Annotated in this window: 17 protein-coding genes, 1 tRNA gene and 1 pseudogene; 8 read left to right on the top strand and 11 right to left on the bottom strand. The window is 38.5% G+C overall.

Annotated elements, in window-relative coordinates:
* Nucleotides 1–900 precede the first annotated feature (900 nt).
* Nucleotides 901–974, bottom strand: a tRNA-Met gene (locus BN67_RS01145).
* Nucleotides 975–1,152: 178 nt separating this feature from the next.
* Here BN67_RS01145 and BN67_RS01150 point away from each other — a divergent pair.
* Together BN67_RS01150 and BN67_RS01155 are read left to right on the top strand one after the other, a co-directional pair.
* Nucleotides 1,153–2,109 carry a Gfo/Idh/MocA family protein gene (locus BN67_RS01150; protein ID WP_019222326.1) on the top strand — a complete coding sequence of 319 codons (957 nt, stop codon included), beginning with the start codon at nt 1,153–1,155 and terminating at the stop codon, nt 2,107–2,109.
* Between the two features lie 46 nt (nt 2,110–2,155).
* Nucleotides 2,156–3,274 carry a DegT/DnrJ/EryC1/StrS family aminotransferase gene (locus BN67_RS01155; protein ID WP_019222327.1) on the top strand — a complete coding sequence of 373 codons (1,119 nt, stop codon included), beginning with the start codon at nt 2,156–2,158 and terminating at the stop codon, nt 3,272–3,274.
* Nucleotides 3,275–3,509: 235 nt separating this feature from the next.
* On the opposite strand, the gene BN67_RS01160 is transcribed toward BN67_RS01155, so the two are convergent.
* Both BN67_RS01160 and BN67_RS01165 read right to left on the bottom strand, forming a co-directional pair.
* Nucleotides 3,510–4,163, bottom strand: coding sequence for a hypothetical protein (locus tag BN67_RS01160; RefSeq protein ID WP_019222328.1), 654 nt, complete (start codon nt 4,161–4,163; stop codon nt 3,510–3,512).
* Between the two features lie 27 nt (nt 4,164–4,190).
* Nucleotides 4,191–4,787, bottom strand: a complete 597-nt coding sequence (locus tag BN67_RS01165; RefSeq protein ID WP_019222329.1) for a DUF1134 domain-containing protein — start codon at nt 4,785–4,787, stop codon at nt 4,191–4,193.
* Between the two features lie 215 nt (nt 4,788–5,002).
* Here BN67_RS01165 and chpT point away from each other — a divergent pair, with 215 nt between their 5' ends.
* Nucleotides 5,003–5,641 (top strand): histidine phosphotransferase ChpT, encoded by a 639-nt coding sequence (gene chpT / locus BN67_RS01170; RefSeq protein WP_019222330.1) that lies wholly within the window; start codon nt 5,003–5,005, stop codon nt 5,639–5,641.
* A 220-nt stretch (nt 5,642–5,861) separates the two neighbouring features.
* Here chpT and ctrA read toward each other — a convergent pair whose 3' ends face one another.
* Nucleotides 5,862–6,563, bottom strand: coding sequence for a response regulator transcription factor CtrA (gene ctrA, locus BN67_RS01175; protein WP_019222331.1), 702 nt, complete (start codon nt 6,561–6,563; stop codon nt 5,862–5,864).
* A 557-nt stretch (nt 6,564–7,120) separates the two neighbouring features.
* Between ctrA and BN67_RS01180 the strand changes: the two genes are divergently transcribed.
* Entirely contained in the window at nt 7,121–7,507 is a 387-nt protein-coding gene (locus BN67_RS01180; RefSeq protein ID WP_019222332.1) for a hypothetical protein, read from the top strand.
* Between the two features lie 156 nt (nt 7,508–7,663).
* On the opposite strand, the gene sciP is transcribed toward BN67_RS01180, so the two are convergent.
* Nucleotides 7,664–7,939, bottom strand: a complete 276-nt coding sequence (gene sciP / locus BN67_RS01185; RefSeq protein ID WP_019222333.1) for a CtrA inhibitor SciP — start codon at nt 7,937–7,939, stop codon at nt 7,664–7,666.
* 372 nt (nt 7,940–8,311) lie between these two features.
* On the opposite strand from sciP, the gene mnmA reads away from it, so the two are divergent.
* Nucleotides 8,312–9,541: a tRNA 2-thiouridine(34) synthase MnmA gene (gene mnmA / locus BN67_RS01195; protein WP_019222335.1), complete on the top strand. Its 1,230-nt coding sequence runs from the start codon at nt 8,312–8,314 to the stop codon at nt 9,539–9,541.
* An 84-nt stretch (nt 9,542–9,625) separates the two neighbouring features.
* Here the strand turns inward: mnmA and BN67_RS12460 are convergent.
* A pseudogene (locus tag BN67_RS12460) lies at nt 9,626–10,435 on the bottom strand (TrmH family RNA methyltransferase).
* A gap of 773 nt (nt 10,436–11,208) precedes the next feature.
* On the opposite strand from BN67_RS12460, the gene BN67_RS01205 reads away from it, so the two are divergent.
* Nucleotides 11,209–12,117 carry a cation diffusion facilitator family transporter gene (locus BN67_RS01205; RefSeq protein WP_019222337.1) on the top strand — a complete coding sequence of 303 codons (909 nt, stop codon included), beginning with the start codon at nt 11,209–11,211 and terminating at the stop codon, nt 12,115–12,117.
* A 79-nt stretch (nt 12,118–12,196) separates the two neighbouring features.
* Here BN67_RS01205 and BN67_RS01210 read toward each other — a convergent pair whose 3' ends face one another.
* A complete protein-coding gene (locus BN67_RS01210) occupies nt 12,197–13,099 on the bottom strand; it encodes a metallophosphoesterase family protein (RefSeq protein WP_026088101.1) in 903 nt (300 codons plus the stop codon).
* Between the two features lie 745 nt (nt 13,100–13,844).
* On the opposite strand from BN67_RS01210, the gene BN67_RS15305 reads away from it, so the two are divergent.
* The gene (locus BN67_RS15305) at nt 13,845–14,006 is read left to right on the top strand and encodes a hypothetical protein (protein ID WP_019222339.1); all 162 of its coding nucleotides are present in this window, start codon (nt 13,845–13,847) and stop codon (nt 14,004–14,006) included.
* A 300-nt stretch (nt 14,007–14,306) separates the two neighbouring features.
* Here BN67_RS15305 and BN67_RS01220 read toward each other — a convergent pair whose 3' ends face one another.
* Genes BN67_RS01220 through BN67_RS01235 form a run of 4 tightly spaced genes read right to left on the bottom strand, consistent with a single transcriptional unit; the run spans nt 14,307 to nt 21,146 of the window.
* The gene (locus BN67_RS01220; protein WP_019222340.1) at nt 14,307–16,403 is read right to left on the bottom strand and encodes a glutamine amidotransferase; all 2,097 of its coding nucleotides are present in this window, start codon (nt 16,401–16,403) and stop codon (nt 14,307–14,309) included.
* Nucleotides 16,400–19,204, bottom strand: a complete 2,805-nt coding sequence (locus tag BN67_RS01225; RefSeq protein ID WP_019222341.1) for a DUF4159 domain-containing protein — start codon at nt 19,202–19,204, stop codon at nt 16,400–16,402. Before BN67_RS01225 ends, BN67_RS01220 begins: the two co-directional genes overlap by 4 nt.
* The gene (locus BN67_RS01230; protein WP_019222342.1) at nt 19,201–20,112 is read right to left on the bottom strand and encodes a DUF58 domain-containing protein; all 912 of its coding nucleotides are present in this window, start codon (nt 20,110–20,112) and stop codon (nt 19,201–19,203) included. Before BN67_RS01230 ends, BN67_RS01225 begins: the two co-directional genes overlap by 4 nt.
* A 2-nt stretch (nt 20,113–20,114) precedes the next feature.
* A complete protein-coding gene (locus BN67_RS01235) occupies nt 20,115–21,146 on the bottom strand; it encodes an AAA family ATPase (RefSeq protein ID WP_019222343.1) in 1,032 nt (343 codons plus the stop codon).
* Nucleotides 21,147–21,438: 292 nt separating this feature from the next.
* On the opposite strand from BN67_RS01235, the gene BN67_RS01240 reads away from it, so the two are divergent.
* On the top strand, nt 21,439–22,462 hold a 1,024-nt coding region (locus BN67_RS01240; protein ID WP_033313051.1), incomplete at its 3' end, for a CCA tRNA nucleotidyltransferase.

A 22,462-nucleotide genomic window follows, 5' to 3' on the forward strand; every position in this document is an offset into this window, starting at 1 on the left:
CCAGAAAATACAAGGTTATTATTTGTTATCTAAAATGGATGTTAAGAGTGAGAATTGTTTTGCTTTTGTGAAGAAAAACTATAAATAAATATTTTTTAAATGAGATATTATTATTTATTAAAAATAAATTATTATCCAATAAATACATTTTTATAAATAAATATAGATTTACATATAATGTAATTATAAATTTTTCAAAAAATATACTGCATTTAAGTTAACTATTATTGTAATATATTAAAATATATAATTTAGTATAATTATTATTACGAATAGTTTTGCTTATAAAAGATAAGAATTATTTTTAAATCAGCTTTATTTTTTATGATAGAAGATAAAAAATGAAGGAGATACTGAAAAAATAAAAACCAAGTCATAGAGAGTAATGTTTTTGTATGAGATTATCTATATGCAAGAGAGAAAAGTGTGTTCTGTCGTTTTAGAAACAGCAAGGCATGAAACTTATTTTAAGGATATTTATGAAAAAGTTTCAAAGAGCTTTTAAAAGAGTTGTGAAAATTTTTTGAGAGTTTCTTAAAAACTCTGCGAAAAAATAAATTGGTATAAGTGTCAAATGACATAAAACTCATTGTCAAGATCCTGCGAATCATAAGTTGCGCTATACACATATTATTTGACAGTAAGCTTTGCACTTCGTGGGAAAAAACAGAATTTGCTGGGAATGGGAGTCATTTGTTGCTTTTATGTATGTTTTTGACCATTTAAGGCATTGTTTTGCAAAGAGCGCTTTGACATTTAAAGTCACAAAAAATGAGAAAAGTGCATTTCAGTGAACAAAAGAGAAAAGTTGCTTAAGAATTTTTTATAAACAAAAAACAGTGTCCAATAAGGCACACAAAATCACAAAACTTCTTAAGAAACGCCGTGAAAATAAAACGGTAGCGAAGGAGGGATTTGAACCCCCGACACAAGGATTATGATTCCTCTGCTCTAACCTACTGAGCTACTTCGCCAAAACAAAATCAAAGATCATTTTTGCGATCCATCACATCTCCTGCGGATATAAGAGGTAGAATAGTGAGATGTCAAGTATCGTTTTTAAGCTTTTCTCTTGTCATTCTATTTCATCCTCGATATGAAGTGAATTGAAAGTATATTTTTTTGTATAAATAAGCAGGATAAAGCATAAAAATGGTGCCACGTGTAGCGGTTTTAGGGTGTGGTTATTGGGGTAAGAATCATATTCGAACCCTCCAAGAACTTGGGGCTTTAGCAGCAGTTTCTGATAAAAATGTTGAACGTGCTTCAGATTTTGCTGGTACGTATGGTGTTGAGGCTATCGCACCTGAAGATCTTTTTACACGTAAAGATATTGATGCGCTGGTTTTGGCGTTGCCTCCGCAGTTGCATACGGAAAATGCGCTGTGCGCTCTTGAAAATGGTAAAGATGTTTTGGTTGAAAAGCCCATTGCTTTGAATGTAGCAGATGCTGAGCACCAAGTTCAAGTCGCTGGTAAATATCGGCGAATTTTTATGGTGGGGCATGTTTTACGATTTCATCCTGTTTTTGAAAAAATATGTGAATTGGTGAAAAAGAATACATTGGGGGATATTCGTTATATTTATTCTCATCGATTAGGTTTTGGAAAGTTTCATACGCAAAGCGATGCGTTATGGGATTTTGCGCCGCATGATCTTTCAATGATTTTGGCTTTGACAGAATGTGAACCTTCTGAAGTTCGTGGTGAAGGGGCAGCTGTCATTGATCAGTGTTCTGATTTTGCTCATATTCATATGACTTTTCCGAATGGTATACGGAGTCATCTTTTTGCTTCACGTCTTAGTCCTTATCGTGAAAGGCGTTTAACGATTATTGGTACAAAGGCTATGCTTGTTTTTGATGATATGGAACCATGGGATCGTAAATTGGCATTGCATCCTTTTGCTGTTTGGAAGAAAAATCAAGAGTGGGCTTTTAGTACTGATGCTTTGCATTACATTGATGTTTGTGAAAGTTGGCCGCTTACTTGTGAATTACAACATTTCCTTCATTGTATTGAAACGCGTCAATCACCTCGTACAAATGGTGATGAGGCTATCGCCGTTTTACGAATTTTAACTGCTGCTAGTGTCAATTATCATCGATAAAAGAAATCAGTAGCGCTTTTACATTATTGTGATTCATGGAGTTTATATGCAGTTCATCGATCTTGGGGCACAGCGTGCGCGTATTGAAGATAAAATTAATGCTGCAATTGCACATGTCATCGCCAGTGGTAGTTATATTTTGGGAACAAAAGTAATAGAGTTTGAAGAGCGGTTGGCAGATTATCTTGGTGTTAAACATGTAGTTACATGTGCTAATGGAACGGATGCGTTGAAGATGCCTCTTATGGCTCAAAATATTGGTCCCAGTGATGCTGTTTTTTGTCCGAGCTTCACGTTTTCGGCAACGGCTGAAGTTGTCGCTCTGGTTGGAGCTGAACCTGTTTTTGTTGATGTTCTGCCTGATACATTCAATATGGATGTTGAGAAACTTTGTGAAGCGATTGAGATGGTTAAAAAAGACGGTCGTCTCAAACCAAAAGCAATTATTGCTGTTGATTTGTTTGGTCTTCCTGCTGATTATGAGAAAATTACGCAAGTGGCGGTAAAAGAAAATCTTTTTGTTATTGAAGATGCTGCTCAATCGATAGGAGGAAAAAGCGGTTATACTATGTGCGGCGCTTTTGGTGATGTGGCATCGACAAGTTTTTATCCTGCAAAACCATTGGGGTGTTATGGCGATGGAGGTGCTATGATGACTAATGATGATTATTTAGCAGAAATTTTACGTTCTATTCGGTTCCACGGTAAAGGTGAAACGCAATACGACAATGTGCGTATTGGTATGAATTCGCGTCTAGATACCATTCAGGCTGCTATTTTGCTAGAAAAATTTGTTATCTTTGAAGATGAGATGGAAAAGCGTGTGGCATTTGCGCAATATTATTCCAACGGTTTAAGAGATATTGTTACGGTTCCGGAAGTGGGAGAGAATGTTCGTTGTGCCTATGCACAATATACGATTAAGGTGGAAGAGCGTGATAGATTGAAGAGTTATTTACAGGAAAATTCTATTCCGACTATGGTTTATTACAAGACCCCCTTGCATCAACAGCCAGCTTATAAAGACTTTCCTTATGTCAAAGATTCTCTTTCTGTTTCTGAGGCTCTGGGCAGCTGTGTTTTAAGCTTACCAATGCATCCTTATTTAACGCAAAATGATCAAGATCGAATTATCCAGAAAATAAGAGATTTTTATCGTTCTTGAGAGAGAATTCTTGTCTTTAAAGCTTTTCTCAAGAAAAGGCTTTATGTGAATTGGTTTTTGAAAAGCATTTTTGATTGATCATTAAAAAGTCCTTTGTTCTGTTAAGGGAACAGTTTATTTTGCGAAAGCCTATTTTATTTTTATCAAGACGACGAAAAGTTTGCTCGTTTTATAAAACGATACAGTAGATATTTGCCGATTTAAATATATCCCCTAGGTTTTTTAAAAAGAGTATTTATGTAAGTGATGTTTTTTTGCTGAAGGTTATTTTTTCACGGATGCGTGAGGCGAGATCATTTTTGTTGTTAGAATTTTGGACCAATGTGTTGATGGGTGAGGATTTTCCTTCTTGAAGAGCTATTTGAGCTGCTAATGTCGCTGCTAATTCTTTTGTTTCTTCACGCATTTCAGCTAAAAGTTGCTGATGAGCAGCAACATCAGACGAGTGGGTTTGAATCTCTTGTAAACGTTGTTGATAGTGGGAAATTTTTTCATGCATAGTCTTGATTTCCGTTATGCAAGTGTTTGTGATGAGGGCGTTTTGGTTGCTTTCTATCCTAGAAGCTTCTTTTTTATCAGCAGCATATTGTGCGGAAAGAGATAATTCATAAAGCTGTTTTTTTATTTTGCTAAATTGTATTTTCTGTTGGGCATATTTTTTTTGCAAAGAGTCATATTTTTGTTCGTTGCGTGCCAATTCTACAGCATGTTTGGCACAAATAAAATCATAATTTGCTTGTATTTCAGTGAGTGATAAGGGAACTTGCGCAGAAGCAAATTTGTGCGCAAAGTAAAGGGCTTTACGCCAAATAAGTGGAGAAAAAAGTATGAGTAACCATGAAATGCAAGCAACTCCAAGAATAAAGAACAGAAACGATTGGATCAACATAAGTTCCCCCTTTCTATAAGAATCCGTTTAAAATGGATTCCATGTCGGTTTAGGTGTTAATTTTAAATATCCTATATTAACGCCAAGACGTGCACCAATTCCTGCGCGTATTGGAACCAATAAGATATTGTGTCGTTTCAGAACATGAAAACCAACACCAGCAATTAGATAGGCTGAACCTGAAATGCCGCTATAGCGTCCCCATAAATTATTTATATTGTGAAGGTCATAAATTAAGATCATTAAGCGAGAACCTTGGCCACCAAAATCCCATCCCACAGAGGGACCTTGCCAAAAAACTTTATGTTGTCCATAGTTTTTTGTGAAAATTTTTCCTTCACCATAGGTGAGTCCAGCAAAAAAAGATCCAGAAGCTTCTTCCCCTAAAATATAGCCATTAGGATAACCATATTGTGAAAAGATATTTTGAATTGCTACTGCTATACCGCTTGTTGTTTTTCCAAAAAAAACATGACCGGAGTCAATAATTTCTTGGAGCGAATAACTTGGTTCATCTTGCTCTATGGGTTGGAGATGCGCATTCGCAGCGTTTATGGTCACAAATAAAAGGAAGCTAAAGAATACAATATTTTTGTACCAGCGTGTTAAAAGAAAGACAGCCATAGAATTTTTCCTTTTTGTTTGTTTAAAGAACAAATAATATTAAGATTTTCATTCTATTCAAATAAAAAATAAGACTTAAGGTTCTTTAAATTCTTGAATTTATTTCTGAAAAAAATTTAACGTAGTTATCAAAATTTCCTATATGCATGCATAGGATGTTAAGAATTTTTCTTTAAAATGAAGTTTATTTTTAAATCTGGGAGTTTTCAATCATTATGACATTGTCTGTTTCTTTGAAGTCTACCGATCTTGCTGCTTTGCTTTGTAGTCGTATTTGTCATGATTTGATTTCACCTGTTGGTGCTATCCAAAATGCAATGGAGCTCTATGATGAAGGAGGTGCGGATGATGAGGCTTTGCAATTGGTTCGTTGGTCTGTTGCAAGTGCTTCTGCACGTTTACAGTTTGCGCGATTAGCTTTTGGTTTTTCAGGAGCAGGTGGGGGGAAAATAGATACACGCTCTGCTGAACAAGTTGCGCAGCAATATATGAAGGAAGAAAAGGCAACTTTAAAATGGGAATCTTCTTCTCTGCTTTTACCTAAAAATGAAGTTAAACTTTTGCTTAATTTGTTATTAATTGCAAACGGAGCGGTTTCTCGTGGTGGGGAAATTGTTGTTAGGATTTTGCAGGAAGAAAATAAGCGTTCTTTTCGATTTGAAGTTTGTGGTAAAATTTTACGCCTTCCTTCCCATTTTATGGCATTATATCGTGGGGACTTTCAAGAAGAGCTTATCGATGCTCACACAATCCAATTCTATTATACAATATTACTTGCTGAAATGACAGACATGAAAATCACTATTGATAAAACAGATAATCGTATTATCTTGGAAAGTGTGAAGAGTTTTTGAAAAGCAAATTGATATGAGAGAAAGGCTACAATTATATGCGTATATGCGCGAGCGATAAAATGATATTTATATGAATGAGGGTATGGGTTTTAGACTTTGAGCATCTTGTTCTATGCAAGAGATTTTTTGTGGGGTGAGCGTTTATAGCATGACAGAAAAAAAATCAAAAAAAATCTCGGCCCGCTACACTCCGAGATTTTGCAATATGCCTTATCATTGCTTAAGCGGTTTTACGTACATTCTCTTCAACTGGATCACGTAATACATAACCACGTCCCCAAACAGTATCAATGTAGTTTACATGAGAAGATACAGCTTCCAATTTTTTCCGCAACTTACAGATAAAGACATCTATAATTTTAAGTTCTGGCTCATCCATTCCACCATAGAGGTGATTGAGAAACATTTCTTTGGTGAGTGTTGTGCCCTTACGCAGAGAAAGAAGCTCTAGCATCTGATATTCTTTGCCAGTCAAATGAACAGGGTGTCCAGATACTTCGACTGTTTTTGCATCAAGATTCACAGTGAGATCACCAGTCACAATAACAGATTGTGCGTGCCCTTTAGAGCGACGAACAACCGCATGAATACGTGCAATCAATTCATCTTTATGGAAGGGCTTTGTCATATAATCATCTGCACCAAAGCCAAAACCACGAACTTTGTCTTCAATGGCACTCATGCCGGAAAGAATGAGAACAGGGGTTTTAATTTTTGCCAATCTCAAGGTCCGCAAGACATCGTAGCCCGACATATCAGGGAGGTTCAGATCAAGCAAGATGATATCGTAATCATAAAGTTTTCCTAAATCGATACCTTCTTCACCAAGATCGGTAATATAAACGTTAAAGTTTGCTGATTTTAGCATTAACTCAATACTTTGAGTGGTTGCTTTATCATCTTCAATTAATAACACGCGCATTTCAAATCCCTCATTTTAGCTCCTTGCGAATCAGAAGAAGCGGCTTTGTTTTATAACAGTTTATAAACCGACTGTTTATAAAAATAACCCATTAAATCAAACAGTTACAATAAAAATGTTTCATGAACATTTCAGCAGTACGCGCAACAATCACTACTGAGTTTCCCACTATCCCTGATAGTGGTTAACAAAATATTTTTATTTTTGGAAGAGACAGATAAAATTATTTTAGAAAAATCGCATGTTTTTTACATAATGAAAAAAATGACGTGCTTTTTCTATTAACCGTAAATTTAAAAAAAATGTGTAACAGATTCTTTTTAAACCACTTTTTTACAATTTTGCTATTTGTTTACAGAGCTTTAAACGTTCTTCATTCTTGTGGAAAGTGAAAGAAATATTATTTTTCTAAAAGAGTGGGTTGGATTTTTTGATACTTGGAAAACAGGCAGAAGATAGGGTTTTAAGTTTTATTGTCTGTTTTTATTACAACAGAGTGTTATTTAAATATGTGTAAGAATATGAAGTTGAAGTTGGCGCGATCAAGGAGTAGTGAGATGAAGCCACGAGATAGTATGGTGCGATTGAAAATGTTTCAAGTACGTGGGAGGCGTCGTGAAATCGCACAGCTTGAGATGATGATCGCAGAATTTGAGCGTATGGTGTTAGAGCTGGAAGCACAAATTGTTTATGAAGAAAGTAAATCTGGAAACAATGATGTTCACCATTTTGCCTACTCTGCTTTAGCCCGTGCAGCACGACAAAGGCGTGATAATTTGACAAATTCGATTCGCGAGTTGCAGCTTCAAAAAACAAATGCTGAAATTGCTCTCCATGAAGCCGATACAGAGTTGCAACGTGCACAGCTTCTTGAAGCGCGGGAAAAGAAGGCGGTCGTGGATGATGAGGGCGTTTTAAATCAATCTAAATCAATGACTAGATGATAAAATCTGCCGTTTAAAAATCAACTCTTTGAGATTTTGGTGCATTACATTCGAGATTTTTGTGTATTAAAAATGTGAAAAAACAGCCGAACTTTTATCAAGTTTGGCTGTTTTTTTAATGTTCAGAAGTTGTTATCGAATTGTTCCAAAGAACAATTAATGCCGATAATGTTGGATTCTTGTTGTCCGTAATCCAGCTAAACCGTGCTCATCAATCAAACTTTGCCATGAAAGAAATTCTTCTATGGTCAAAGTATAGCGTTGGCACGCTTCATCAAGACTTAACAATCCACCTCTCACCGCCGCAACAACTTCAGCTTTGCGACGAATGACCCAGCGCCTTGTTGTTTTTGGCGGTAGGTCAGCGATTGTTAGCGGACTTCCATCTGGCCCAATAACATATTTCATTTGTGTTTTTATCAAATTAGTCATTCTATCCTATACCTTTAGTCAAGGACTTAACCGTCTTTGTAAAGCATGAAATTTAAAAAAGAGCTAAACACGTGGAAAGAAAAAATTAATAAAGTCAGTCAATCCATAAAGATATGGTACAACGTGGAATACATAAAATGGCTTATCATTATGTTTTTGTTGGTTTTTTTAAATAGAAAAAAGGATTCGCAAAGTGCTTTATTTTTATTATTCTTTTTTGTTTGCAGCCGATGTAAAGAAAGTCATGCTATTGTTGTGGAAACGGTAAAAAAAACAATGTAAAAGAACAATGGATAGCATTCATAAGAATATTAACAAATGGATTTTCATTAAAGAAAAGGAATGGGGATCCAGAAAATAGAGAATAAATACATGTTTTTAAACAGTCTTGATCTCCCAGGACGACCTGAGGATTCCCGCATTGTTGTCGCAATGTCAGGGGGTGTTGATTCATCGGTTGTTGCAGGTCTTTTGAAAAAGGAAGGATATAATGTCATTGGGATTACGTTGCAGCTTTATGATCATGGTGCTGCAACACACAGGGTGGGGGCATGTTGTGCTGGGCAAGATATTGAAGATGCACGTCGTGTTGCAGAGACATTAGGGATCCCTCATTATGTTCTTGATTATGAAAAGCGATTTCGTGAAGCTGTGATTAATCCTTTTGCAGAAAGTTATGTGCATGGGGAAACACCAGTGCCATGTGTGGCATGCAATCAGACTGTCAAATTTGCTGATCTCTTAGAAACTGCACGTGAATTAGGTGCAGATGCTTTGGCTACGGGACATTATATTCGCTCGCGCCCTCATGGTGCGCATCGGGCACTCTTTCGTCCGCTGGATGCTGATCGTGATCAGAGTTATTTTCTTTTTGCAACGACACAGGAGCAGATTGATTATTTGCGGTTTCCACTTGGTAATCTTCCTAAAGCACGTGTTCGTGAAATGGCAGCAGAAATGGGCTTTGTTGTTGCCAATAAGCATGACAGTCAGGATATTTGTTTTGTTCCGCAGGGAAAATATTCTGATGTTATCACAAAATTACGGCCAGAAGCTGCTAATCCTGGAGATATTGTGCATATCGATGGACAGGTTTTAGGAAAACATTCTGGAATTGTTAATTATACGGTTGGTCAACGTCGTGGTATTGGGGTGGCAACCGGTGAAGCGCTTTATGTGGTTTATCTTGATGTGGAAAATGCGCGTGTTATTGTTGGCTCACGTGAAATGTTGGAAACGCATAAGCTGTTTTTGCGTGATGTGAATTGGCTTGGTGATGAGTCGTTAGAGCGTTTTCCTTTGGAGGGTGTTGAGGTTGCTGTGAAAGTTCGTTCAACACGTCCTCCGCATCTGGCGCGTTTGCATTATCAAGATGGTGCTTTTTTTGTTGATTTGTTGGAATACGAAAATAGTGTAGCACCAGGACAGGCTTGTGTTCTTTATGATGGAAATAGTGATGAAGCACGTGTTTTGGGAGGGGGATTTGTAACCCATTCAGAACGTTCTGCCGATACTGAAGTGATGTTGAAACGTGTTTTATGTAATTTAGAAACAGAATCTTCAGTTCGCTCTGTGCTGAAAACAACTGCTTCTTATAAATAAAAAATACTTTCTTCTTATCAATGAAAGGGAACATGCTTAAGGGATGTTTCTTGCAGATTAAGTTTCTTACAGTTTAAGATGTGCTCATCTTAAGAGGAAATTCGCAAAATCCGTGAGATAGGCAAGTGCAATGCCAGAGGCTGTGGCAACATTGAGGCTATCGAATCCATGAGCCATGGGAATTTTTAAGGTTTCTGATTTTTGCAGGACATGGGGTGGTAAGCCATCGCCTTCTGTTCCAAAAATAAGCGCTGTTCTTTTTGGTGTTTTGGCTTGTTTGAGAGTGCATGACGCGGAGGGAGAAAGTGCATAAGTATATCGTTAAAGCTGCGAGAATGTCATTTATGTGAGCACTTTGCGTATAGGGAACTTTGAGAACTGCACCAGCAGACACTCTGATTGATTTACGGTAAAGTGGGTCGCAAGAGGTCTTGTCAACGATAATGCCATGATTGGCAAAGGCACTGCATTACGAAAAAGAGCGCCCGTATTGTTGTGATTAGAGATGCCACATAAAATCAGAATCAAGGCTTGTTTTGGAAGATTTTGTAACAAGTTTTGTAATGGTGGGAGTGTGATACGTTCACCGGTACCGAGTATACCACGATGAACATGGAATCCTGCAATATTGTCCATAATTTTTTGTGGAACACAATAAACAGGACATGTTGGTTTTGTTTCTTCTAAAAGAGGCATAAGTCCAGGAAGGCGTTCTGTGACTATGAGCAATGAGAGAGCGGAAAATATTTTTGAATGCAGCAGTGCCGACAATATAATTTTCCCCTCAGCAATAAATTGTTGTTTCCGTCCAACAAGATCTTTTTCACGGATATTGTGGTAGTCTTTCAGACATGGATTATCAGCTTCGTGTATTGTTGTGATATTTAAGTGCATAGGGGGCTTTTAATGCTGTTTTTTCTCAATTACCAGATGTTAAATTTTTGCTCTTTTTTAAAATGAAAGAGATAAAAAATATTATTTTAAACCTATGGTAGAATTTATGTTGACAAGATACAGCTATAGGTATAGTATGAGAATACCGAATGCGTCATAATATCATGTGTTCGTATCGGGTACAGAGGCTTAGGTCCCCGCTATTTCCTAAGTTCTGTATATCCTTAATTTTAAGGGAAAAGAATCTGGGTCCCCAATGCCCAGATTCTTTTTTAGGGGAGTTCTTTATCTTTCATTTCTATACATGGTTTTTACGTTGTTTGAGCTGTCGTGCTTTTTGATCTGCTTATGGCGTAAGCTTACAAGTGATGCGCCTAAGCAGTCTTTTTATGTTGATTGCATTTAGCGTCATATTTTAGATGATTGAGTGTAAAGAATTTTAACAAAAAGGATAGGTTATTTTTTCTCATCAGGGATCTGTTCTGTAAGTTAATTGATGTCTTGTAAGTTATTTTCTTGATAATGGGGAGAATAGATTTGATTTTTCTAGCATAGGTTTGACTTTTCTCAAGGTGTGTGTGTTTTGTTTGCGTCATCTGCATACTATATTCGGTTTATTCTGTATCAGGGTATTATTCTGAACATGATCATAGTGGATTATGAGAGTCCCTTTATTATGCTCTAGAGTTTTTATGATATGAGCGACAGATCAAAAGATTGCTCTATGGTTAAAACTGTTATTCCTTGTTGTGTGAAAAAGAAGGGTGTGTGTTATGGGTGTAAAGATTAATCTGAAAAGCTTAACTCTATACTCTATTTTTGTTGCTTGTATCGTTTTTGCTTTGAAATATTGGGCCTATACCCTCACGGGTTCGGTTGCTCTTTATTCGGATGCTTTGGAATCAATTGTCAATATATTGACGACATTGGCAGCATGGTGGGCCATTAAAGTCAGTATGAAGCCCGCAGATCAGGATCATCCTTTCGGACACCATAAGGCTGAATATTTTTCCGCAATTCTTGAAGGGGGGCTGATTATTATTGCGGCAATTATCATTTTAAAAGAGGCATGGATTTCCCTTTCAACGACTCAAGTGTTACAAAAACCGGGGCTATGGCTCGTTATTCATCTGGTTGCAAGTGTTCTCAATTATCTATGGGGTTTTATTCTCATTCGCCAGGGAAAGCTCCACCGCTCACCGGCTCTTAAAGCAGATGGAGTGCATTTCATAACAGATGTTTTTACCTCACTTGCTATTTTAATTGGTTTAATTGCTGGTTTTGTAGGGGGGTGGGGTATTGTCGATCCGATTTTAGCAATCATTGTTGCTGTTAATATTCTTTTACAAGGTTGGAAGGTGATTCACGGTGCTGTTCAAGGATTAATGGATGTGGGCGTTGAATTGAATGAAACGATGCGGATTCGTGAGCTTATTTCCGCTAATGCACAGGGTGCACTCGAAGTCCACGATCTACTTACGCGTGTTGCTGGTAGAATTACGTTTATAGAGTTTCATTTGGTTGTGCCCGCAGCTATGTCAGTAGGCGAGGCTCATAAGATTTGCGATAAAATTGAAGCTGTTCTTCAAAAAGAGTTTAATAATGTGCGTGTTTCTATTCATGTAGAACCTGAAGATGAAGCTAAGATGCCGCTAGGTACAACGATGATTCCTTTTATATAAAAAAGCTTATTTCAATCATATGGTGATCGAGAATTTGCTAAAAAAGATTTTATTTTTTGTATTTTTGCAAAATAAAGTTTTAAAGGTCGATTGTTTCAGTACATGCTATTTCGTTTTTGAGATTGATGAGACTATAACGGTGTAGCTGACAGCGCCATTGATGATGAACACGCTCAATAGCAAATAAATTGAAACCTGCTGGTGGTTTTTTATCACCAAAAGCTTGTGAGGTGGAGGCAACACCAACAATAGGGGTTTTTCCCGTTATACCTTTAATGGTATTCAAAGTTGGTAAATGGGTATGTCCATGAAGAATAAGTTCACAACCGTGATGTTTGATAACATTGAGAAAACGCTCGATTCCCCATAATTTTTTATGCCAAGAAGTTGCATGGTGAAAGGGGGGATGATGTATCATGATGACACGAAAGAGATTGCGTTTTTCTGCTTCTTGTAAAAGCCGTGATAAAGCTTGTGCTTGTGCTTTTCCGAAGTAACCAGAGGCTTGAAAAGGCGGTGTCGCAATGGCTGAAGAAACACCTATAATAGCGACATGATTGCGAATGCGCATAGAGGGAAAGGGAAAAGAGGGGGTTTGAGGGAAATCACCCGTAATCCAAGGCTGAAAAAGAGTACAGGCTTTTTGAAATGCACCACGAACATAGGCGTCATGATTTCCAAAGACTAAAGAAATATTTGAGGGCTGTCCTTGTTGAAGCAACCAATGGCGTGCCTGCTCAAATTCTTTATCAAGAGCAAGATTAACAAGATCACCAGAGATGACAAGATGATCAGGATTGGTTTTTTTTAAGGTCTCCATTACAGTTTCTAGAACATTTGTTGCCATTAGTCCCTTACGTTTTTTTTGCCAATTAAGATAGCCCGTAAGGCGCTTTCCACAAAGTTCAAAAAAGGAAGGTTGTGGAAGAGGTGAAAGATGCACATCCGATATATGGGCAAGGTAAAACATAAACGTTAGCATAGCGTTGAAAATAATTTAGGCAATCAAAAATTGTCGAACCAGATGGCGTATTTGGGGAAGGAGAGACGTATAAAATGAAAAAATGATTTGTTGAAACTATAAGAAAAACCTAAGGTTTATGCTTCATTGGTTTTTGCAACATAAAAAGTTGGCGTAATATTGTAATATCATTGGTGTTTACTTTTTTATCAAATGGGTCGCATTTTAAAATTCTGTTTTGAATTTCTCAAGATTTTTTAGCAGCTTTCCTGAGTCTCCTCATGTTGCTTAACGGTAAAGGAACTATAAGGATTGTGCAAGTTTTCTGTGCTTGCATTTGTCGCAAAATGATAAATGTGAGCACCAGGAAATCGCAAGATAATAAAACTGATATTGTTTGCGGAGGGCATAGTTTTTATATCTTTACAACACATTGATTTATAAAGATAAAATATTGCTGTTCACCTTAAATCATAACCCCGAATATTGTAGGATTCTCTCATTTCATACCACTTTATCTTGAGGCAATTTTGTGCATTTGGCTTTACACTATCAGCGGGATTGGGCTGTGGATAAAAATTAGTGAGGAAAGAAGAAATGTCTCTCATGAACCGCTTTCATGCAAGAGTTGTCGCAACATTATGGGCTCGTAAATATATCATGAACTGGTAAAGAAAATGATGGTTCTAGTGTGCGTCTTTAAAAACATGAAGATGATGGTGCGCGATAGATTTATCGTTATACAATTCACCCACGCCGCTGCGAAATGGGCTTAGGGTTTCTAAGACATGTTTCTTTACAACAAGCCTGTGAACATGCAACACGGTGGTTCTCTGTTTTGCATGAATGTCATGACCCGATTAAAGAACGTGAGAAACAAAAGATTGAGGCAATGCGTAATCTTCATTATCTCTACCGATTTGTATGATAATGCTGCTGTGGTGCTGTTTATTCAACGTATCATCGTGTTGGTGGAGATTCTTCTTTTTATACCATGGTGTTTAAAGTCAATCTATTGATCTATAACGATAGTTTTTGTTATTCACTTATGAATCATAACTCCGAATATTATAAAGTTCTCTCATTTCAAATCTCTCGGATGTTGAATCAATTTTATTCACTTACCTATCAGCCATAAGCAGGGTTGGCCGTAGAGATAAAAACTCGAGAAGAAAGGCGGAAAAATACCTCTCATGCCCCATCTTCATGCGATGAGTTCTTAGAATTTTTAACGGCTTTCACGGTACCACATGCTGTTCAACAGGAAAAGGCACACAAGGAGTGCAAAAAAACCAGAAAATATTGAAAAATAGAAGGTTTTTATTGAGCGGGTTTGCGTTGCTTCTTTAAGAACAATTGCGTGAGCAAGGGAGGAAGTTGAATTTTTCTGTGATCGAACCAGCTCGAGAGGAGGAAGGTGAATGCTTTCTTGTTCCTTATTATGGAGACGCGTGGTGTATCCACCAGTTTGTTTACTGATAGGAGAAAGTTTTTCTTTCGTTGAAATGAGGTCAAACAATTCGAGATTATCAAGCATTCCCACAGAAGAAAGCGTTGTTAAACCACCATTTTTGATGGTAAAAATACCTATTTCATCCGTATTAAGCGTTGCTGTAAAGACACCTTCTTGCTCTTTTGTAAGGGTAACCTTTTCTTTTTTTCCAGAGGGAAAAGTAACCACCGCTTGTTCTGGAGAATCTTTGAGTGTCTGACGGCGAATCGTTAAATGATAATTATCGTTGGTGGCACTTAACTTTTCTTCTTCAAGGTCTGGTTCTTTCATAAGCCAATGGGCAATTCGACGATAAAGAGCGGCATAAGGACCTCCACCTTCGAAACCTCTTGCCCAAAGCCAACTTTCGTCGGAAAGTAACATTCCTACACGTCCTTTACCAACGTGGGCAAGAAGTAAAAGGGGTTGTTCATCAGCGCCTTTCATGAGAGCTATGCCTTTATACGTGTCTTGAATGGCAATTTGCCGTAGCCATCGCCCCCATTGAGAAGTTGGATATGAGGGTGTTGCCAGACCTTTTGTGACAGGGTGACGTTCACCTTCTTTGGTTAGCTGAGGGCGAAAAGGTTTTTGAAGAATAACACCATTGGGCAATGCGGGAAGGATGCTGATGAGAGGTGTTCTCGCAAGTGAGTTTTGCTGGGTAAACTCAGGTCCCGTGACCATCAGTAACGCACCACCCTTTTGGACATACTGAGCGATATAATCGTAATAAATTAATGGGAAAGCAGGAGAATGTTGGTAACCATCAAGAATGATGAGATCAAAATTATCAATCTCTTCAACAAAAAGCTTTCTTGTAGGAAAGACGACAAGTGATAATTGATTTAATGGCGTATTATCTGCTTTGTTGGGAGGACGTAAAATCGTAAAATGAACAAGGTCGATATTAGAGTCACCTTTTAAAAGATCACGCCATGTTCGTTCTCCATTGTAAGGAGCTCCTGAAACAAGAAGGACCCGCAGGTTTTCTCTGATTCCTTCAATCGTCGCTACGGCACGGTTATTGTTAAAGCTTAACTCACCTTTATGCGTATCGGTGGCAACTTCGATGATATTTTTTTCAGCGTGAGGAATCGTAATTTCAGTTTGAAAGACAATGCCCGGAGTTACAGAATAATAGCTCACTTCTTGTCCATTAACGCTTACAGTAATCTTTGCTTTCGTTGGGAGAGCTTTGAGAAGGTGTCCTTTATCTTCTACTAAAATGGAAAGTTTTTGTGGTTTATTGATAAGGGCAAAGCGCGGGGGAGAAAGAATTTTAACTTGGCGATCAAATTCATCTAAATTGCCTGTTATAAGGGCATTGATAGGTGCGTCATGATGGAGATCTGAAATCTGTGGAATGTCATGCACTTGTCCATCGGTGATAAAAATTGTGCCTGCGTAACGGGAAGGTGGGATATCTGATATCGCTTGTTCTAAAGCATGAAACAAATTCGTTGAGGGTGCATATTGATGATTGTCAAGTTTTCCAGCTTCAATAAAGCGCGGTTCAAATTGTGGATAATGTGCTAAAGCAGTGATGAGTTGCGCGCGTGCTTCATCACTATCGTTTGTACGTGTTTCAAATGTTTGGCTTTTGCTGCTATCTATGACAATGCCTACCGTACTTTTAAGTGGTTCGCGCTGCTCTTTTATGATCATTGGATTAAGCAAAGTGAGAATGAGAGAGAGTAATGCTACCAGGCGTAGCCAAGATCCTTGGTAGCGTGTAACCAGGCCAACAATAACAAAAAGGGTTGCTATTCCCCCTAATAAGAGGATCCAAAAAAGAGGTAAAAAAGGCTGAAAAGTGAGGAGTGGTATCATTGCCTTCTTTCTCTTTTAAAGCGTTCTAAAAGTTCTGGAACATGAATTTGATCGGCTTTATAGTTTCCGGTGAGAACATACATAACAATATTTAATCCTGCACGAAATGCCCATAGGCGTTGCATTGGATCATTGGGAATAAGTGGATATTTCCACATTCCTCTTTCATCAAGTGCCCAAGCACCAGCAAAATTATTTGCAGTGATAAGAAGAGAACTTACATTATCACCGCTGGCAAAAGAACTGTTGTTTTTTTTATTTATTGATGATGATTCAATCCACAAAGGGGAACCACGATAAAGACCGGGAAAATCAGGCATAATATAAAAAGAACGTGCAATAACATGATCCGTTGAAGCTGGTTCAATGGTTGGAATATTTAATCCTTTGATGATATCTCGTAATTTTTGTGTTGCTGGAGTGGCCGTTCCTTCAAGGTCGAGGTTGGTATTTATCTGATCACGCGTGTCGAATAAAATTGTGCCTCCGTGTTTGATAAAGTGATTTATTTTCTCAAGACTTTTTTGTGTTGGCATAGGGCTATTGGCATCAACTGGCCAGTAAATCAGAGGATAGAAGGACAATTCATCTTTATCGAGATCAAGTGCTATCACAGGTCCGGGTGAAAGCATTGTACGTTGTGCAATAAATTGACTAAGAGCTTCTAGACCATTTTTACTTGTTTTATCAATTTCATGATTATGGGTTATGACATAAGCAAGATGTGTCGCACCAGCTGCTTGTACCATGGCTTCATCGTGATTTTCTGTGTTTTGTGCATAAGCTTTTGTGTCATGCGAAAATGAGACAATGAAATTTATGGTAAGGGGGAGAAAAAGAAGCAGATGACTGCGCCGATTGAAGAAAAAAGCACCTCCCATCCATAAAGTTAAAAAACTGTCAAAGGCAAATAATAAGAGAGCTAATCCTAAAAGTGGACCAGTGAGATGTTTTTCTTTTGTATCGTAAGATAAAGGACTTTGATTCAGAAAGAGTGGCGACGCCTGTTTCAACAAGCGCGAGGAATCGTTTAAGAGATTGAGTGCATAAAAATGATTTTTTACGCCATAAAGTCCAGGTGGGGTACGATAAGAGGGAAGAGGTGGGTTTTGAGAATCAAGAACCAGTGGCACAACGGAGGAGGGAGGTGTTTGTAATTGTCCGTCGGTGGTTATTGTTCGCCAGGGCTTTTGTATTGTCGTTTCTTTTTTTATGTGTGTTGGACCTACGTTTTGATAGGCACTTAATGTGACCAGTTTTTGCAACATTTGTGCAAAAAATCCAGAAAGAGGGAGATTTGACCATGTGGGGTCGGGCGCAATGTGAATGAGAATGAGTGTTCCTTTGCCACGTCTGGCTGCTGTCATAAGGGGCGTTCCATCAGAAAGACTGAGCCATGTTTTTTCAAAAAGGTCTGGGTTTGGTTCGGCTAGGATTTGGCGTGAGACAGTGACATCTTCTGGAAAGGGGAGACCAAAAAATAAGCTATTTTTTGTAAAAGGTGCAAGTTTTTGTGGTTTCGTCCAAGACATAAGACTTCCAAGCAAACGTTTTCCAGGACGCAGCCGTACTGGAAGCAGGCTATCATATTGTTCTGCGGTGCTGAGTTTTTCTCCTGCAAAGCGGATCAGTGTTCCCCCTTGATTGACGAAGGCTGAGAGTTTTTTTTCTGCTTCTTCTGACATGTTGACAATGTCACCCATAATGAAAACAGAAGGATTTTGTTGGAGTAAATGATCAATATCCGTTGAGAGTTCTTTTCCGTCAGCTGTGATAAGTTGTGTATGGTTTTGTAAAGCTTTGATAATATAGTAAAATGGAGAGAGCAAAGGCTGCGCCATTTCATTGATATTTGATGAAAGAAGAGCAACACGGTTTATTCTGTTATGGCTGTCTATTAAGAAGGTCGCCGCCGCATGTTCTTGGTTATTGATTTTTATCCAGGCGATGTCATTGCGCAGTTCAAGCAGTACGTTAAAGGGAACAAGCGTTGTTGCTTTTCCTTCGGGGAAGTTTGTTGTAAACTGCCCAAGGAGCTGATTGTTTAGATCATAAAGGCTCACTGTCGTCGGAGTTGTGCCTTGTGTTGTTGAACGAATGATGCGTGCCGCCATGTTCCCATTGTCATTTTCTATGGCTGTTATTCCTGTTAAATTGGAAATATCGCTTGAGTACCATATGAATGTTTTGGGTTTTAATTGTTTTATAAGAGCGAAAGTTTGATCATCCTCACTTGTTTGTAAACCATCACTCAGATAGGCAATGTCAAGGGAGGTATTTGGGGCTATGTCGATGAGCTTTTTTAGTGCCTCTATACGGTTAACGGGTAAAGGGCGGGGCTGCAGATGCATTAGCTGTTGTTTTATAACCTTGGCAGGGGAAGGACCTATATGAGAAAGATCATTTTCCGCTGTCGCAAGAAAATAAACATCTTTTTGATGTTTTTCTGCTTGTGCAAGGAGGGTTTCGGCAATTAAAATACGTTTTTTCCACTCTTTTGTAGAGGCCCATCCATTATCAATGATGAGTGCAAGGGGCCCTGTTCCAGAAAGAATAATTGGTTTTTGGTTCCAAGTAGGGCGCGCCAAAGCGATAATAATCAGTGCTGCTATAGCTAATCGTAAAAATAGTAACCACCAAGGTGTATGTTTTGCCGTTTCTTGTTGATTTGTTTGTTTTGGCAAAAAGCGCAAAGGAGGAAAGAGTTCTTTACGCGCAGATGGAGGTGTTATACGCAACAGCCACCAAATAATTGGCAGGGATAAAAGTCCTAATAATAGCAGAGGAGAGGCAAAGCTCACAGCAACCTCCTAACATGAGATGGAGAGTTTCCCATTTTGTTTACAAGGTGCAAAATGGTTTCTGTGAGAGGGGTATTTGTTCTGCTCACATGATAGGTCCATCCTTGGTGTGCGCAAAAGTTGGCTAATTCTTGTCGCCTTGCTTGATACAGCTTGCAATAGTGCTTACGAAGATTTTCTGCTTTTCCAAAAGTATGTTTTTCTTTTGTCTCAGGATCAAAAAATTCTGTGCGTCCTGTGTAGGGAAAGCTTTCTTCTGCCGGGTCAGCAATTTCAATTAAGTGCGCTGTAACTTTTTTTGTCGATAAAACGGTTAAATGTTGCATGACCTTTTCAGGATTATCAAGAAAGTCGCTTATGAGAATGGCTTGTGAAAAACGCGTAATTGTTGAAAAATCTGGTAATGGATTTTTATTTTTATGCTGAGTTAAAGCAAGTGCCATGCGCTCTATGGCATTGGAGGCCATGGTAGGGGGCATGATATGAGGGATAGCAATATGTTCGTTGTTTCGTGCAAGCAGTAATGCTAATGCAAGGGTAAGAATGATAGTATAATCACCCTTAGAGATTTTAGAAAAGCGTGAGCAGTAATGCATGGAGGAACTTTGATCGGGCCAAAGCCAAACGGTTTGTGTCATTTGCCATTCATGTTCGCGCAGATAGGTATTTTCATCACGTGCAGAACGACGCCAGTCAACGCGTGTGATGGATTCCCCTTCCATATAAGGACGAAATTGCCAAAAATGTTCTCCACTTCCCTGTTTACGTTGTCCATGTCGTCCAGTGATCACTGTATTGGCAATCCGATGTGCTTGTAGAAGAAAATGCGGCATTTTCGCGGTATTTTCATGCAATTTTGCCGCAAGTGATATTGGGGGATTTGTTGAAACTTTTTTGCCAATGGCCATTTCTAAAGGGCATCTTTCACAAGGTTATTAATAATATCTTTTACGGTTATATCCTCAGCACGTGCAGAAAAGTTGAGTGCCATGCGGTGTTGTAATACAGGGTAAGCTAATGCTGCAACATCATCAAGAGAGGGGGCTAAACGTCCATCATAAAGTGCACGGGCGCGGACACAAAGTGAAAGTGCTTGTGAGGCTCGTGGACCAGGTCCCCAAGAAACATAATTGTTTGCAAGAGTATTGTCTTTATGAGGGCGGGCTGAACGGACAATCTTTAAAATAGCTTCGATGATATTTTCCGAGATTGGCATTTTTCGAACGATTTTTTGAATTTTTTGCAGTTTTTGGGTTGATAAAATCGGTTTTACATTTTGTTTTTTTTCTTTTGTTGTTTCTAAAATAATACGCCGTTCTGTTGAGAGATCAGGATAGTCAATATCAATTTGCATCAAAAAGCGATCCAGTTGTGCTTCAGGAAGTGGGTAGGTTCCTTCTTGTTCAAGAGGATTTTGGGTTGCAAGCACATGAAAAGGCTGTGGTAAATCATAGCGGGTGCCAGCAACGGTGACATGGTATTCTTGCATAGCTTGTAAAAGAGCTGATTGTGTGCGAGGGGAGGCACGATTGATCTCATCAGCCATGAGGAGTTGGGTGAAAATAGGTCCTTGAACATAGCGAAAAGAACGTTTGCCGCTCTTATCTGAATCCATAACTTCAGAACCGATAATGTCTGATGGCATTAAGTCAGGCGTAAATTGGATGCGTTTTTCATCAAGTCCTAAGACTGTTCCTAAAGTTTCAACAAGACGTGTCTTAGCAAGCCCAGGCGTCCCAACAAGAAGAGCATGTCCACCAGCAAAAATCGTTATTAAAGCATATTCAATCACATGATTTTGCCCAAAAATAACTTTGTCAATTTCTTGTTGTAGAATATCCAATTCTTTACGGGTTGTATCAATATCATCAATGATCACTTGAGCTTCATGATTGGTATTGGCCTTTTTAAGAGATTGTGATGATGTATCGCGTTGACTCATATTTTTTCCTTAAGGCATTTGTAGCAAAATCGATAATTTTCTCTGCGTGATAATAATATTTTATGATTTGTAGCAGAAAATGAAAAGAAAAGAAGGATAATATGTTGTTTTTTTTAATATTCGCGCACATACAAAAGCTTATTTGACCAAAACTTCTTTGGCAAAATCTATTTTGCAAAGCGATTTCTTTGGAGAAAACAGGGACTTTGTGTAAGGGAGGTCTGAGAAAAATGATTCGCATGAAGGTGTTTTTTTAAAAGGCAAAGAGAACAATTTTTTGAAAGGTGAAAGGGTGAGCATAAGACAAAATTTCAAACAGGTTGAGTGGTTACAACAGAGTGATATCCAAACACTTCTTCACGTTTTGTCCTTGGATGGTGAAGAGGCGCGTATTGTGGGGGGGGCTGTGCGCAACCAGCTGTTGGGAAAGCCTATCCATGATATTGATATTGCTACAACCTGTTTGCCGCAGCAGATTATAGAACGCGCAGAAAAAGCAGGATTGAAAGCCATTCCTACAGGTGTGGCATTTGGTACTGTCACGGTGGTTTCACCCTTATGTTCTTACGAGGTTACAACACTTCGCTCTGATGTTGAAACAGATGGTCGTCATGCAAAAGTGGCGTTTGGTCGTGATTGGAAAAAAGATGCCGAACGGCGCGATTTTACGATTAATGCACTTTATTGCGATGCTGCTGGTTGCCTTTATGATGATGTCGGTGGCTTGGATGATATTACCAGTCGAACAGTACGCTTTATTGGTGTTGCAGAAAATCGTATTTGTGAAGATTATTTGCGTATTTTGCGTTTTTTTCGTTTTTTTGCTTGGTATGGCCAGGGGCGACCGGATGTGCAAGGGGTAAAAGCATGTGTTCGTTTAAAACATGGTTTGCAAAAGCTTTCATCGGAGCGCGTTTGGGGAGAGATGAAAAAACTTCTCATGGCTTTAGATCCAATACGTGCTCTTTTATGGATGCGTCAAAGTGGGGTTTTGACATGTATTTTTCCTGAAACAGAAAAATGGGGGATTGATGCGATTCATTTACTCGTGAAAGCAGAACAAGACCTTGGTTGGAAAATTGATCCATTGTTGCGGCTGGAAAGTCTTCTTCCTCCTGATCCACCACGTCTTCGCGAAATGGCACGGCGTTTACGCTTATCTAATAAGGAAGCAACGCGATTAAAGGAATGGGCAGAGTTGGAAGTTATGAGTAAAAATTATTCGGAAAACTTTGTGAAAAAAATGATTTATTTTCATGGTCGGCAGCCGGTTTTAGACCAATTATCTTTTTCTGTCGCAGCATTCCATAGTAAGG

It is taken from the genome of Bartonella rattaustraliani AUST/NH4, assembly GCF_000312565.1.
Classification (GTDB): Bacteria; Pseudomonadota; Alphaproteobacteria; order Rhizobiales; family Rhizobiaceae; genus Bartonella; species Bartonella rattaustraliani.

Excerpts from the sequence above, each read along its gene's own strand:
- ctrA (WP_019222331.1), bottom strand. The coding sequence starts at position 6,563 with ATGCGCGTGTTATTAATTGAAGATGATAAAGCAACCACTCAAAGTATT.
- BN67_RS15305 (WP_019222339.1), top strand. The coding sequence starts at position 13,845 with ATGGGCTTAGGGTTTCTAAGACATGTTTCTTTACAACAAGCCTGTGAA.
- BN67_RS01220 (WP_019222340.1), bottom strand. The coding sequence starts at position 16,403 with ATGATACCACTCCTCACTTTTCAGCCTTTTTTACCTCTTTTTTGGATC.
- BN67_RS01205 (WP_019222337.1), top strand. The coding sequence starts at position 11,209 with ATGGGTGTAAAGATTAATCTGAAAAGCTTAACTCTATACTCTATTTTT.
- BN67_RS01230 (WP_019222342.1), bottom strand. The coding sequence starts at position 20,112 with ATGGCCATTGGCAAAAAAGTTTCAACAAATCCCCCAATATCACTTGCG.
- mnmA (WP_019222335.1), top strand. The coding sequence starts at position 8,312 with ATGTTTTTAAACAGTCTTGATCTCCCAGGACGACCTGAGGATTCCCGC.
- BN67_RS01160 (WP_019222328.1), bottom strand. The coding sequence starts at position 4,163 with ATGTTGATCCAATCGTTTCTGTTCTTTATTCTTGGAGTTGCTTGCATT.
- BN67_RS01165 (WP_019222329.1), bottom strand. The coding sequence starts at position 4,787 with ATGGCTGTCTTTCTTTTAACACGCTGGTACAAAAATATTGTATTCTTT.
- chpT (WP_019222330.1), top strand. The coding sequence starts at position 5,003 with ATGACATTGTCTGTTTCTTTGAAGTCTACCGATCTTGCTGCTTTGCTT.
- BN67_RS01180 (WP_019222332.1), top strand. The coding sequence starts at position 7,121 with ATGAAGCCACGAGATAGTATGGTGCGATTGAAAATGTTTCAAGTACGT.
- BN67_RS01210 (WP_026088101.1), bottom strand. The coding sequence starts at position 13,099 with ATGCTAACGTTTATGTTTTACCTTGCCCATATATCGGATGTGCATCTT.
- BN67_RS01150 (WP_019222326.1), top strand. The coding sequence starts at position 1,153 with ATGGTGCCACGTGTAGCGGTTTTAGGGTGTGGTTATTGGGGTAAGAAT.
- BN67_RS01235 (WP_019222343.1), bottom strand. The coding sequence starts at position 21,146 with ATGAGTCAACGCGATACATCATCACAATCTCTTAAAAAGGCCAATACC.
- BN67_RS01155 (WP_019222327.1), top strand. The coding sequence starts at position 2,156 with ATGCAGTTCATCGATCTTGGGGCACAGCGTGCGCGTATTGAAGATAAA.
- sciP (WP_019222333.1), bottom strand. The coding sequence starts at position 7,939 with ATGACTAATTTGATAAAAACACAAATGAAATATGTTATTGGGCCAGAT.